Below are 14,081 nucleotides of genomic sequence, written 5' to 3'. Positions count from 1 at the left end.
GGAGTGTTATTGTATGGCCGAAGAGAAAAAGGTTCACTTCATTTGGGAAAAAACAAATTATTCAGGCTTTGTGGAGAAGGAGTATGAAAATTCTTATCTCATCGTAGTAGCAAATCCTAGTCCTGATATGGAAGAAAAATATACCAACCGAATGATTATTAGTAAAAAAGCATGTGAAACCGCAGAATAGTATTGTTGATAAAACAAGAACTACCAAAAAATAGCTTCGTTAGAGGCTATTTTTTGGTAGTTCTTTTATTTTTGTTTGTAGGTACTTAAAAATTCACGCATTTTATCTGCTGTAGTTTTTAAGTCTTCCATCTTCGGTAAATAAACAATACGGAAGTGATCGGGTTGTTGCCAGTTGAACCCACCACCATGGACTAATAAAATATGATGTTTGTGTAAGAAATCTAAAACAAATTTTTCATCATCATAAATGTCAAATTTGGCCGTATCAATTTTCGGGAAAATATAGAAAGCTGCTTTAGGCTTCACGGCTGATAAACCAGGAATATCATTTATCGCATTGTAAATAAATTCTCGTTGTTCGTAAATTCTGCCACCTGGTAAAAGTAAATCATCGACACTTTGATAGCCGCCTAATGCGGTTTGAATGATTTGTTGTGACAACACATTCGAGCATAACCGCATGGAAGCAAGCATATTTAGCCCTTCGATATACCCTTTTACTCGTGATTTATCTCCACTTAACACCATCCAACCGCATCGGAAGCCTGCCACTCGATGTGATTTTGACAAACCATTCAATGTTACGACAAATAAATCAGGTGCTAATGTAGCAATCGGTACATGAACCAAACCATCCATGACCAAACGATCATAAATTTCATCAGAGTAAATAATTAAATCATTTTGACGTGCCACTTCGACAATTTCTAGTAATAACTCTTTCGGATATAAAGCACCAGTCGGATTATTTGGATTTATAATAACGATTGCTTTTGTATTCGAAGTTATTTTTGATTTTATATCATCAATGTCTGGATACCATTCTGCTTGCTCATCACAAATATAATGAACGGGCGTACCGCCCGCCAAAGAAACAGATGCAGTCCATAAAGGATAGTCTGGCATTGGCACAAGTACTTCATCGCCGTTATTTAACAAGCCTTGCATACACATGGTAATTAGTTCACTCACGCCATTACCAGTGTAAATATCATTAATCGTTACATTAGGAAATTTTTTTAATTGGCAATATTGTTCAATCGCTTTTCTTGCAGAAAAAATACCTTTTGAATCGGAATAACCTTCTGAATCGCGAACATTTACAATCATGTCGCGAACAATTTCATTTGGGGCATCAAAACCAAATGGCGCTGGATTCCCTGTATTTAATTTCAAAATACGTATGCCCTCTTCTTGCATGCGTTCTGCTTCTTCTAAAACAGGACCACGGACATCGTAACTTACGTTATTTAATTTATCGGATTTTTTAAAATTTCTCACACGGACTCCCTCGCTTCACAAATTTATACTCTAAAGTTACGCCAACTATAATGAAAAAGCAATAATAAATATCAGAATTTAATAAAAAATTGATGGTTTTTCCGTAATAAACAAGAGCGTGGGACAAAAATCACTTTGGATTTTTGCTCCACGCTCAAAAACTGATAAACGGCGGGAACAGAAGCAACTCCTTCTTATTTCTCGGAGTTAAACACTTCTGTCCCGACCTCTTGTTATACTAGTTGATGCAGATGATGGGACTCGAACCCACACGGACATCTGTCCACATGACCCTCAATCATGCTTGTCTGCCAATTCCAACACATCTGCATTTTAAGAGCACTTATTTATCCTAAAATAATTACTGGTCTTTGTCAAGATAACAAAGACCAGAATCGTTAGATTTGTTCTTTTTTCGCTTGCCAGGACAAACGCCCATGACATTTTCCGCAGACATATCGTGTCGTATCAATTCGTCGTTTTCTGAGGATGACTTCTCCACAAGACTGACATTGGTACTGATGGAAAACTGCTTTTTTCCGTTCTACTAAAGGCGGTGCATAACGGGCACCGCCAGTCTTAGCCAATAACTCTTTAAAGTCCTTATCTTTATGCTGATAGCCTTTGCCAGCTAAATGTAAATGATAGTGACATAACTCATGCTTAATGACTTTTTCCAGTTCCTCTTGTCCATACTTTAAAAAGACAGTTGGATTAAAATCCAGGTGATGCGAAGCTAAATGATAGCGACCGCCCGTAGTTTTTAACCGCCGATTAAATGTAGCTTGATGCAGAAAAGGTTTCTGAAAAAATACGATTGAAATTTTTTCCACTAGCGTTTGAAGCGCTTGATCTGTCATCAAGACTGGTTGAGACTCTTTCATTGTTACTCTTTTCTATCAGCCCGAGGCAACATGGTTAAACTAATACGCCCCTTTTTCAAGTCAACATCTTCTACCCAAACTGTGACTACATCACCCACCGCAACAACATCCGTTGGGTGCTTAACAAATTTAGTACTTAACTTAGAAATGTGGACTAAGCCATCTTGCTTCACACCAATATCGACAAACGCACCAAAGTCAATTACGTTTCGAACAGTCCCTTGCATTTCCATTCCTGGTTTCAAATCTTCCATCGTCAACACGTCTTTACGTAAAAGCGGCGCGGACATCTCATCGCGCATATCACGACCTGGTTGGATTAAACTAGCAATAATATCTGTGAGTGTTTCTGAACCTACTTCTAACTCAGTAGCTAATTGATTCACTGGTAACTGTTTCAATTTTTCGATAGCTTCTGCTGTCCCTAATTCTTTAGAAGCAATCTCTGCTTTTTCTAAAATTGCTTGTGCTACTGGATAACTTTCTGGGTGAATGCCAGTGTTATCTAACACATTTTTGCCATTAGGAATTCGTAAAAAGCCAATTGCTTGTTCAAATGCTTTTGGTCCTAAACGAGGTACTTTTTTGACTTGATTTCGTGCTGTAAAGACACCATTTTCATCACGATAAGTGACTAAGTTTTGCGCCGTTGTTTTATTTAAGCCAGAAATATGTTGTAAAAGTTGAGCACTCGCTGTATTCACATCAACACCAACTTGGTTTACCGCAGTTTCTACAACAAAATCCAATTGCTCGGCAAGACGTTTTTGTGATACGTCATGCTGATATTGACCGACCCCGACTGCTTTGGGATCAATTTTTACTAATTCTGCCAACGGATCTTGTAAACGACGTGCAATGCTGACCGCACTTCGTTCTTCGACTTGTAAATCAGGAAACTCTTTACGAGCCACTTCACTCGCAGAGTAAACGGAAGCCCCTGCTTCATTAACAATCACGTAAAAGACGTCCCGTTTCACCGCTTTTAATTGCTCTGCCACAAACAATTCAGATTCACGACTTGCCGTTCCGTTTCCAATAGCTACCATGTCCACTTGATAGTCTTCAATGATCTTTTTAAAGGCTGGACCAGCGGCTTCACGTTTCGCAGCAGTCGCTGGTTTATGTGGATAAATCACTTGAATTGCTAAAACTTTACCAGTTTCATCGACAACTGCTAATTTACAACCTGTCCGATAAGCCGGGTCAAATCCTAGAACAACTTTTCCTTTAAGTGGTGACTGTAATAATAAATTACGTAAATTTTCACCGAAAATTGCAATCGCTTGTTCATCAGCTTTTTCTGTTAATTCATTGCGGATCTCCCGTTCAATCGCTGGTCCAATAAATCGTTTATAGCTATCTAAATAAGCAGCCTCAATGTATGGAGCAGCAAAACTTGTTGCTTGTTTGCCGATTAGTTGACGTTGGAAATAATCATTAATTTTTGTTTCATCAGCGACAAGTGAAACCTTTAAAATGTCTTCTTTTTCACCACGATTCGTTGCTAAGACACGGTGCGGCACCATTTTGCTAACTGGTTCTGCAAAATCGTAATACATTTCATAGGTCCGCTTTTCGTCTTTTTCTTCATCCTTAACTACGCTAACGTATTGCGCATGTTTAACCATATAATCACGTAACCATGTTCGGTATTTTGGTTCATCGCTAATACGTTCTGCTAAAATTTCATGAGCACCTTGCAAGGCTATCTCGGCGGTTGCAACTTCTTTTTCTTCATTAATAAAAGTAGCCGCTTTGGCTAAGATATCCGCGTTTTCAGGTAAAGAGAGCAACCAATCTGCTAATGGTTCCAACCCTTTTTCTTTCGCGATAGTCGCTTTAGTCCGACGTTTTTGTTTATATGGTCGATATAAATCTTCCACTTGTTGCATTTTTACTGCTTTTTGAATATCTGTTTTGAGTTCTTTTGTTAGTTTTCCTTGCTCTTCAATTAAACGGAGAACTTCTTCTTTCCGCTTTTTCAAGTTTTGTAAATAATGATAACGTTCTTCTATTTCACGGATTTGGACTTCATCTAAACTTCCAGTCATTTCTTTCCGGTAACGGGCAATAAAAGGAACTGTATTTCCTTCATTTAATAAAGTTAAAACCGTTGTTATTTGTTTTGAACGATACGTTGTCAATTCTTTTTGAAGTAGCGCTACTACTTCTTCGTTATAAGCTTCTGCCATTAACTAGATACCTCTTTTCTTATGCATACTTATCTATTTTAGCATATTTTTGCTTCTAAATATAGAAGTGAGGTAACTGATTCGTGCGATTAAGGAATCAAAATTCTGGTTGCCATGCAGGGGTGCGTTTTTGATATTCGATATCTTGGACAATGCCTTTTTCATTAAAAATCACACCATGCACAGAGCCACCAAAAATAGCACCACCATCTATCCCAATTTTTCCATCACTTTGCCAAAGGTCCGTGGTCTGCATATCACCATGTAACATCGGAGTAATGGTATGACCAAAAACAATGGTCTTGCCTGTATTATTTTTCCCTTGATGAAAGGGTTCGCGAATCCACAAAAAATCCTTAGGTGCTGTTTGCCGCCAATCTTCCATCGTTAAATCAACCCCAGCATGCACAAATAAGTAATGCTGCCATTCAAAATAAAGCGGTCGTTTTGTTAAAAAATCAATTAACTCTGGATAGCGACTACGGATCATTAAGGCCATTTCTGTTGGTGAGTATTCTGCAGTAGCTCCTGGATGCAAGAGACTTTCAATTGTTTCCTTGCCACCATTGCGAACATATCCTGCAAACCAGTCCTCTGGATTTTGAAGAAACTGCAAAAAATATTCTTCATGATTGCCTCGTAAATAAACAGCGCCGTGTTGCTCGACAAGTTCTTTTCCTTTGAGAAAACAGGCTTTAGAATGCGAACCACGGTCGTTTAAATCACCAATTAAAACTAGCTGATGCTCGACTGGGTCATAGTCTGTGAGTAAGGCATCAAACAAATCTGCTTGTCCATGAATATCACTGATTACATAAACATATGGTTTCATAAATATGCCCTCCTAACTTGCTTATATTAAGTATACGCTAAATTTTAAAATATTCTCGTAAAATGTTTGGAAATAAAAAAGCTCTTAAAAGTTTACTTTTCAATAAACTTTTAAGAGAGTCAGCTTATTCTGTTAATATCTACGATCTACACCTGCAGATTTACTCTTGTCATAAATACTATCAAACGCTAAAATTCCTAAAGTCAGATAACTAACAGAAATAATAATAAATAATAGATATTCTCCACTAGAAATTGCTTCACCTTGAATCAAGGTTTGACTAATTTTGATTCCTTTAGTAATAGGTAGTAATTGACCTATTTTTTGAAGCCAATTAGGTAATAATCCCAGAGGAAAAATCGCACCTGATAAAATCATTATTCCATATGAAATAATCGACTCAAAAGAAGCTGTTTTAGTAAACTTTAACGTTAGGCCACACAAAAGCATCGTAAACCCAAGAATTCCGAGACTTGCAATAAAAAAAATAGGAACCAAGAGCATATGGAAGCCTAAAGTTAAATTTAAAATCACTTTTAAAATAATAAGTGCTACAAGAACTTTCACTAAATTAACGACACCCCAAATACTCGAACGAATTAAAATTAGTTTTTTCAAACCGATTGGTTGAATCATTAATTGTTCCAAAACACCCATTTGTTTTTCACTAGAAGTTGAAACTGAGGCTTCGCCAATTAAACTACTTAATAAAAACCAATAGACAAATCCAATATAAAAAGAGCTTTCCGACGTGTTTCCGCTCATTAATCCCATACCAATAAAAATAAAAATCGTAACCACTGTACTCACAATTTGGTCAGGGTAATACATTTTAATTTCAAATAAATATTTACGAAGTTCACCAACGAATGCTTGTAGAATTTTCATGATAAACCTCCCTTAAAATTTCTTCAATGTTTTTCTTACGTTTTTCAAATCTATTAATTTGGTACCCTTGTTTGATTAAATTTTGTAGTTCTAGCTGTGCTGTTTCCTCTCCTTCAAGAATTATTTCTTTTGAGGGTTCTCCTAAAAAATTAAAAACTATTTCATACATATCAGATTCAAATTGTTTTATAAAGGTCGAATAGCTACCATAATATAATTGCTTACCGTTATTTAACAACAAGACTCGATCTGACAAGGTTTCTAAAACATCCGCTTGATGGGAGGTTAAGACAATTGTTTTTTGCTCTTGGTGCGCTAATTCTTCAATAATTGCCATAATTTCTTTATTTGACTGAAAATCTAAACCTAAGGTTGGTTCATCTAAAAATAAAATATCTGTTTCTTTAACTAACGCACAAATAATGGCTAATTTTTGTTGCATACCTCGTGAATAAGCTCCTGCCGGTTTGTGAATAGCTTGTTGCAACTGAAAGCGTTGGACCCATTGATGAACTTTTTGTTTTTCCTTCTTGTATGATTTTCCAGATAAACTTAGAAAATAACGAATATTTTCTATCCCGGATAAAAAAGGGTAGATATTATCTACTGATTCCAAAACTGCTCCCATTTTGCTATATAGCTGAGCAGAATTATTTTTTTTAATTCCAGCATATTTTACTTCTCCCTTGGTCGCATAGATCATTCCCAACAGAATTTTAATCAAGGTTGATTTACCTGCGCCATTCTTACCAAGAATCACAAAAATTTCTCCTTTATTAATTGCAAAAGATAAATCTTCAAAAATGAGTTCTTGTCCAAATTTTTTAGTGAGGTTCTGACATTTAATCACTTCTTCCATTAAGATACATCCTTTCTGAAAATTCATGCACTAGAGGGATAGAATTACTCTCAAATGAATTTTTGGGGCATTTAAACGTTTTACTGAATCTCTTATAATAGCAACCCCCATCACAAACAGGTAAAAACTTACATTCTATACAGTCCTCTAAAGATTCATTTTTATTAATCTCTTGCGAACGGATAAAATCAAACATGAATTCACCATATTCTCTTACATGTACTTGTTGAAATTGTTTTAAACCTACTGCTTCTATGCATGAATAAAATTATTTTTTTTTGAAACATGCTACATCCTAAAATTGCTTCGCTATAAAGTTTAGTACACTAATCGTAGTGTTTGCGTTTTCATTTTCTATTCTAGTTAATTGCCTGACAGAAAGTTTACTTTCATCTTCACAGAGGGATTCTCTAGATAATCCTTTTTTACACCTCAACATCTGGATATTTTTACCAATATCTAGCACCATAATATTCACCCTTTTTTCTCATCGTAATATAACTTTATTCAAATGTAAAGGAAAAATAAACCCAGCAAGCCACGAAATATTCATGACTTACTGGGTTGTCTCTTTTATTTTTTCTTCTTACCGCCAAACGCATCTTTCATTTTATCAAAGAAGCCTTCTTCTTGTTGTTCAGTTACATTTTGTCCGCCAGCTTTTGCAAAAGCTCGTAGGGCATCCTTTTGTTCTTCATTAAGATTTTTTGGTGTTATTAATTTCACTTTCACGTGTTGATCACCATTGCCCCCACCACGTAAACGTGGCGCACCTTTGCCTCTTAAGCGGAAGTTTGTGCCAGTTTGTGTACCAGCCGGAATTTTTAATTTCACGTCACCATGAACAGTTGGGACAGTTACTTCGTCCCCTAGAGCCGCTTGGACGAAACTTACTGGTAAATCGTAGTAGATTTCTGCGCCATCTCGATCGAAAATATCACTATCTTCAACACGAAAGACTACATATAAATCACCATATGGTCCACCATTGGTACCCGCTTCTCCTTGGTTAGCTAAGCGCATTTGTTGGCCGTCTTCTACTCCAGCAGGCACATTTACTTTGACAGTATGTGCTTTTTTCTCATGACCTGTGCCATGACAAGTTGGACATGGTTCTTTGATTTCTTTCCCTGTGCCATGACACACATCACAAGTTTGACGACTCATCATACGACCTAATGGCGTTTGACGTTCAACATTGATTGTTCCAGAGCCATGACATTTATGACAAGTTTCTGGGTGTGTGCCTGGTTTGGCGCCATTACCGCCACAGGTTGCACAAGTATCTTCTCGATTGTACTTAATCTCTTTTTCGACACCGAAAATAGCTTCTTCAAATTTCAATTGAATTGTATATTGTAAATCGGCGCCTTGTCTTGGTGCATTTGGATCAACAGAACGGCCACCGCCGCCGCCAAAGAATGAATCGAAAATATCTTCGAATCCACCAAAACCACTACTGCTAAATCCGCCGCCACCGAAACCGCCAAAGCCACCAGCGCCGCCACCGTAATTAGGATCAGTTCCTGCATGGCCATATTGGTCATAGGCCGCTTTTTTCTGTGGATCACTTAATACTTCATACGCTTCAGAAACTTCTTTAAATTTTTCTTCCGCATCGGCTTCTTTGTTAATATCTGGATGGTACTTTTTGGAAAGTTTGCGGTATGCTTTTTTAATTTCATCATCTGAAGCACCTTTTGCTAATCCTAGCACTTCATAATAATCTCGTTTCGTCGCCATTGACTTCCCTCCAACTTTCTTCAAACTTTACAATGTGTTTAGAACCAGCCAAATTCATCGATTGCTTTCGGTCTCTCTGGTTGGATTATCTGTCACACCTTGAATCAGTGTTACTAGCTGTGAATAGGTATTTTCAGCTTGTTTAACATCGTTGTAATCATACCACAGTTCTTTCAAAACCTAAATAGTTTCTTGCTAACTTGATTGTGGTTGATTTTCTCACAAAAGACAAGGGACTGGGACATTAGTCATTGTACTAATGATCCAGTCCCTAAAATCAATTGTTATTGATTATTTGTCATCACCATTTACTTCTTCAAAATCAGCATCAACAACATCATCAGCGCCACCTTGGGCAGCTTCAGGATTTTCTTGTGCTTGTTGTTGCGCAGCTTGTTCGTAAAGTTTTACTGTTAAGTTTTGGACGATTTCATTCAATGAATCACGTTTTGCTTTCATTTGTTCGATATCGTTTGCTTCGATGGCTGCTTTTAATTCATCACGCGCATCTTCTGCTTTTTTCACTTCTTCAGCGTCTACTTTTCCTTCTAATTCTTTCAATGTTTTATCAACAGTGAATAATAAAGCATCCGCATCGTTACGTAAGTCAACTTCTTCTTTACGTTGTTTATCTGCTTCAGCGTTTGCTTCAGCATCTTTCACCATACGTTCGATTTCATCATCAGATAAACCTGAAGAAGATTTAATCGTGATTGTTTGTTCTTTTTGAGTGCCTAAGTCTTTCGCACGAACATTTACAATCCCGTTTTTATCAATGTCAAAGCTTACTTCAATTTGTGGCACACCACGAGGAGCCGCAGGAATATCTGTTAATTGGAAACGACCTAATGTTTTATTATCAGCGGCCATTGGACGTTCACCTTGTAAAACGTGAATATCAACAGCTGGTTGATTGTCAGCAGCAGTTGAGAAGACTTGTGATTTACTTGTTGGAATCGTAGTGTTACGATCAATTAATTTTGTAAATACGCCACCCATAGTTTCAATCCCTAATGACAACGGTGTTACGTCTAATAAGACAACGTCTTTAACATCACCAGTGATTACGCCACCTTGGATTGCAGCACCCATTGCTACTACTTCGTCAGGGTTAACTGATTTGTTTGGTTCTTTGTTTGTTTCTTTGCGAACAGCTTCAACTACAGCTGGAATACGTGTTGAACCACCAACTAGGATAACTTCGTCGATTTCAGAAGGATTTAATCCAGCATCTTTCAAGGCTTGACGTACTGGTACTTTTGTACGTTCAACTAAATCACTTGTTAATTCATCAAATTTTGCACGAGTTAAGTTCATTTCTAAGTGCAATGGTCCTGCTTCGCCAGCAGTAATAAATGGCAAGCTGATTTGTGTGCTTGTTACACCTGATAAGTCTTTTTTCGCTTTTTCAGCAGCATCTTTCAAACGTTGTAATGCCATTTTATCGTTAGCTAAGTCAATGCCATTTTCTTTTTTAAATTCTGCAACCATGTAGTCAATGATCTTATTATCAAAGTCATCCCCACCTAGGTTGTTATCACCGGCTGTTGATAATACATCGAAAACGCCATCGCCTAATTCAAGGATTGACACGTCGAATGTACCACCACCAAGGTCAAAGACAAGAATTTTTTCATCTTTGTCTGTTTTATCTAAACCATAAGCTAAAGCTGCTGCTGTTGGTTCGTTAACGATCCGTTCTACTTCTAAACCAGCAATTTTACCAGCATCTTTTGTTGCTTGACGTTGCGCATCGTTGAAATATGCAGGAACTGTAATAACTGCTTTTTCAACTTTTTCACCTAAATAGTCTTCAGCAAAACCTTTTAAATATTGTAAGATCATTGCAGAAACTTCTTGTGGTGTATATGATTTTCCTTCAACATCAACTTTGTAGCCAGCTTCACCCATGTGACGTTTAATAGATGAAATCGTGTTAGGATTTGTAACAGCTTGACGTTTTGCTACTTCGCCCACTTGAATTTCGCCGTTTTTGAATGAAACGACCGAAGGAGTTGTGCGGTTACCTTCTGGGTTTGCAATAATTTTTGCTTCGCCGCCTTCTAGTACTGCGACAGCTGAGTTTGTTGTTCCTAAGTCAATACCAATAATTTTACTCATAGTGAATATCTCCAATCTGTATTAGTTTTCTATAATAATATATTTTTAATTAACGTTTGTTATTGTGCAACAATGACCATGGATGGTCGTAACACACGATCTTGTAATTTGTACCCTTTTTGTAGAACTTCAACAATGGTATCTGCTGGGGTTTCTTCAGAAGCAGGGACTGTTTGAACGGCTTGATGTAAATTTGGATCAAAGGTTTCACCCATTGCTGGGATTTCTTCAATTCCTTCTTCTTTTAAAGCCACAGTAATACTTTCTAGCACCATCGAAATACCTTTTTTCAAGCTTTCGCCTTGTTCATCTGATACTTCAATAGCCATTGCTCGTTCTAAATTATCAATAGATGGTAAAATCTTTTTACCTAAATCTTGTGAGCGGTAACGAACTAATAATTCTCGTTCGTTTTTATTTCGATTGCTCATATTAGCAATTTCGGCTCTTGCCCGCAAGAACTTGTCTTCCATTTCGGAAAGCTCTGCTTTAAGATTTTCAATCTCTGTTGCTTCAACTTCTACTTCAGAAACGCCAGCAGCATCAACAGCTTCCATTTCTTCTTGTAATTCTTCTTGCTTCTCTTCTTTTTTACTCACTTCAGCAACTTCCTTTCTCTTTATGCATCTACTTCTTATCCTAACAAGGTTTGCTTAATTACCTAAAAAACGGTAATAGTCACCTAGTTGTGAAGCTAGCTCATGTCGAAACGTGTCTACCAAACCGAATATTTTTGAATACGGCATACTGGTTGGTCCTAGCAGGGCAATTGTTCCTTTGCCATGTCCTGATACTTCATACGTAGCAGTGATCATGCTCATATCTTCTAAGAGATTGTTGCCAATTTCTGAGCCGATACGAAAAACAATTGGATTTTCTGTTGTTGCAGAACCATTTAATAAATGCGTCAGCTCATCAGAATTTTGCATAAAGGAATAGACAGATTTCAATTGTTCAATATCTTGTTTGATGCCAAAATCTAACAAATTCATGCGACCACCGACAAAGACTTTTTCTTCAAAGGCATGTCCTAACATCTCATCGAATAAGTTCATCATTCCTTCTGGCGTTTGGAAATAGCGATGTAAAATCATCGGAATCTCCGTCCGCAAACGATGATAAACGGTCAACAAAGGTTGTCCAACCAACTTATCATTGATGATTTGTGTCATTTTTTCAAGATCTTGGCTAGAAACAGCGGCAGGAATGGCAAATACTTGGTTTTCAACATTGCCTTTATCTGTCACTATAATAGCAAGGACTTGCCGATCATTCAAAGGAACCATTCGAAAGCCGGTTAATTTCCGTTCTTTCACTTCAGGTCCTAATGAAAAAGCAGTATAACTTGTCAATTCTGATAGAATTTCAGCTGATTGTCGAATAATATCATTAATCTCATGAAATTCTTTTCCAAAAGATTGACGGATCCTTCTAAGTTCGTTCTCTTCTACTTGTGTTGGTTGTAAAAGATGATCCACGTAGTAACGATAACCAGCCATTGAGGGGATTCGCCCTGAAGAAGAATGGGTCTTAGCTAATAAGCCGTATTCTTCTAATGCTTTCATATCATTACGAATTGTGGCAGAACTAGAGGCAATGCCATCCTCCATCAATTTCTTAGAACCGACAGGTAAGCCCGTGTTCGTGTAATTTTGGATGATAAGTCTCAAGATATTTTGTTGTCTTTCTGTAATCATCGTTATTACCACCCTTCATTAGCACTCTTAACATCTAAGTGCTAACTACATATACTAATATAACAAGTCCTTACCTTTTTGTCAAGGGAAATACGCAACTTTTTAGCACTCTTCACGCAAGAGTGCTAATCACTGCAAACCACCTTCAAAAACCATCAATACCAACTTTTGTAATAAAAAAATCATCGAAATGCTTTGTCACACTTCGATGATTTTTTTATTTTTTTACTCTTTTTCACTTAACAAAAATGCTTCAAAAACATTATTCCCCACAAATAGTCCTTTTTTCGTTAAACGTAAGATATCTGCTTCTTCAATTAATAATTCTTCTTTGATTAAGCGTTGAATGACCTCTCCATAAATCGCTTCAATTGGTTCCTGAAATTTTTGTTGGAATTTTTGTTTAGAAATACCTACTTTTTTACGTAAGCCTAAAAATAGCTCCTCTTCTATTTGATTTAGACGAGTTAATTCTTCAGTCTCCACAATTGGCAATTGATTTTCTCGCAAGGGTTTCAAATAATGTTGGATTGGACCGTGATTTTTGTAACGAGTTTGCCCAAGATAGCCGCTGGCACCTGCGCCAAATCCATAGTAGTGGTCATTATTCCAATAAGCCAGATTATGCTGGCTTTCTTTTCCTGTTAAAGCAAAATTACTGACTTCATATTGGTGACGTCCTTTTTTCTCCATTGCTTCAATCGTTTCGTCAAACATTTGTGCTTCGATTTCTTCTTCAGGCAGCTGTAACCGTCCTTGACGAACCCAGTTCATGAACATTGTTTTATTTTCAAGAATTAATGAATAAAGCGAATAGTGTGGCAAGTCCAATGCTAAGGCTCTTGTCAAAGTATCGCGAAAACTTTCCAATGTTTGTCCAGGTAAAGCATAGATTAAGTCAATACTGACATTGGTAAAATTTTCTTTTTCTAAAAATTTCATTGTTTCATAAACATCTGCGGCGGTGTGCTTGCGACCGATTTTTTTGAGCAAGCGATCATCAAATGTCTGAACGCCCATCGAAAGACGATTGACGCCATAGTTTTTCATGACTTGTAATTTTTCTTGGGTTAAATCCCCAGGGTTTGCTTCCACCGTAAATTCATTTCGGTCATCAAACGTTAGCTGTTCGCGAACCCCTTTTAGTAGCACATCTAACTGTTTCGCTGATAATGAAGTTGGCGTGCCTCCGCCAATATAGATGGTTTTCATTTCTTGTTCTGGATACAATGCTTGCGTAAGTTGAATTTCTTTTAATAAACTCTGAATATATTCATCAACTGGTTGTCCTTCTAAAAAGACCTTGTTAAAATCGCAATAATAACAAATATGCTCACAAAATGGAATATGAATATAGGCCGACCGATCGAACATCGGCGTTGAAGTTGA

The 14,081-nt window shown here is 37.1% G+C and carries 14 protein-coding genes and 1 tRNA gene; 1 reads left to right on the top strand and 14 read right to left on the bottom strand.

Annotated features, from left to right (window positions below):
- The first annotated feature begins 13 nt into the window (after window positions 1-13).
- Window positions 14-190, top strand: a complete 177-nt coding sequence (locus IGL93_RS05325) for a hypothetical protein (protein ID WP_002357816.1) — start codon at window positions 14-16, stop codon at window positions 188-190.
- 65 nt (window positions 191-255) lie between these two features.
- Here the strand turns inward: IGL93_RS05325 and IGL93_RS05320 are convergent, their stop codons facing one another.
- From IGL93_RS05320 to hemW, 14 genes are all read right to left on the bottom strand, one after another.
- Complete coding sequence (locus IGL93_RS05320; protein ID WP_002357817.1) at window positions 256-1,473, bottom strand: pyridoxal phosphate-dependent aminotransferase; 1,218 nt, start codon at window positions 1,471-1,473, stop codon at window positions 256-258.
- Window positions 1,474-1,719: 246 nt separating this feature from the next.
- Window positions 1,720-1,803, bottom strand: a tRNA-Leu gene (locus IGL93_RS05315).
- A 68-nt stretch (window positions 1,804-1,871) separates the two neighbouring features.
- Entirely contained in the window at window positions 1,872-2,333 is a 462-nt protein-coding gene (locus tag IGL93_RS05310) for a SprT family protein (protein WP_002365561.1), read from the bottom strand.
- 26 nt (window positions 2,334-2,359) lie between these two features.
- Entirely contained in the window at window positions 2,360-4,552 is a 2,193-nt protein-coding gene (locus tag IGL93_RS05305; RefSeq protein ID WP_002360465.1) for a Tex family protein, read from the bottom strand.
- 97 nt (window positions 4,553-4,649) lie between these two features.
- Complete coding sequence (locus IGL93_RS05300) at window positions 4,650-5,384, bottom strand: metallophosphoesterase family protein (protein WP_010775791.1); 735 nt, start codon at window positions 5,382-5,384, stop codon at window positions 4,650-4,652.
- A 132-nt stretch (window positions 5,385-5,516) separates the two neighbouring features.
- Window positions 5,517-6,272 carry an ABC transporter permease gene (locus IGL93_RS05295; RefSeq protein ID WP_002366576.1) on the bottom strand — a complete coding sequence of 252 codons (756 nt, stop codon included), beginning with the start codon at window positions 6,270-6,272 and terminating at the stop codon, window positions 5,517-5,519.
- The gene (locus IGL93_RS05290; protein ID WP_010775790.1) at window positions 6,244-7,131 is read right to left on the bottom strand and encodes an ABC transporter ATP-binding protein; all 888 of its coding nucleotides are present in this window, start codon (window positions 7,129-7,131) and stop codon (window positions 6,244-6,246) included. The genes IGL93_RS05295 and IGL93_RS05290 overlap by 29 nt, the downstream gene beginning before the upstream one ends.
- Entirely contained in the window at window positions 7,115-7,387 is a 273-nt protein-coding gene (locus tag IGL93_RS05285) for an SPASM domain-containing protein (RefSeq protein WP_224800373.1), read from the bottom strand. The genes IGL93_RS05290 and IGL93_RS05285 overlap by 17 nt, the downstream gene beginning before the upstream one ends.
- 317 nt (window positions 7,388-7,704) lie before the next feature.
- A complete protein-coding gene (gene dnaJ / locus IGL93_RS05280; protein ID WP_002357822.1) occupies window positions 7,705-8,874 on the bottom strand; it encodes a molecular chaperone DnaJ in 1,170 nt (389 codons plus the stop codon).
- Between the two features lie 54 nt (window positions 8,875-8,928).
- Entirely contained in the window at window positions 8,929-9,051 is a 123-nt protein-coding gene (locus IGL93_RS05275; protein ID WP_002357824.1) for a hypothetical protein, read from the bottom strand.
- A 114-nt stretch (window positions 9,052-9,165) separates the two neighbouring features.
- On the bottom strand, window positions 9,166-10,995 hold the full coding sequence (dnaK, locus tag IGL93_RS05270) for a molecular chaperone DnaK (RefSeq protein ID WP_002357825.1): 1,830 nt from the start codon (window positions 10,993-10,995) through the stop codon (window positions 9,166-9,168).
- Window positions 10,996-11,054: 59 nt separating this feature from the next.
- Entirely contained in the window at window positions 11,055-11,594 is a 540-nt protein-coding gene (grpE, locus tag IGL93_RS05265) for a nucleotide exchange factor GrpE (protein ID WP_002357827.1), read from the bottom strand.
- 54 nt (window positions 11,595-11,648) lie between these two features.
- On the bottom strand, window positions 11,649-12,692 hold the full coding sequence (hrcA, locus tag IGL93_RS05260) for a heat-inducible transcriptional repressor HrcA (protein ID WP_002357828.1): 1,044 nt from the start codon (window positions 12,690-12,692) through the stop codon (window positions 11,649-11,651).
- Window positions 12,693-12,917: 225 nt separating this feature from the next.
- Complete coding sequence (gene hemW, locus IGL93_RS05255) at window positions 12,918-14,066, bottom strand: radical SAM family heme chaperone HemW (protein WP_002360468.1); 1,149 nt, start codon at window positions 14,064-14,066, stop codon at window positions 12,918-12,920.
- Between the last annotated feature and the right edge of the window lie 15 nt (window positions 14,067-14,081).

The sequence above is a fragment of the Enterococcus sp. DIV1328a genome (assembly GCF_050536905.1).
Classification (GTDB): domain Bacteria; phylum Bacillota; class Bacilli; order Lactobacillales; family Enterococcaceae; genus Enterococcus; species Enterococcus faecalis.
The sequence above is the reverse complement of the archived record's forward strand: the minus strand, read 5'-3'. Positions and strand labels throughout refer to the sequence as shown.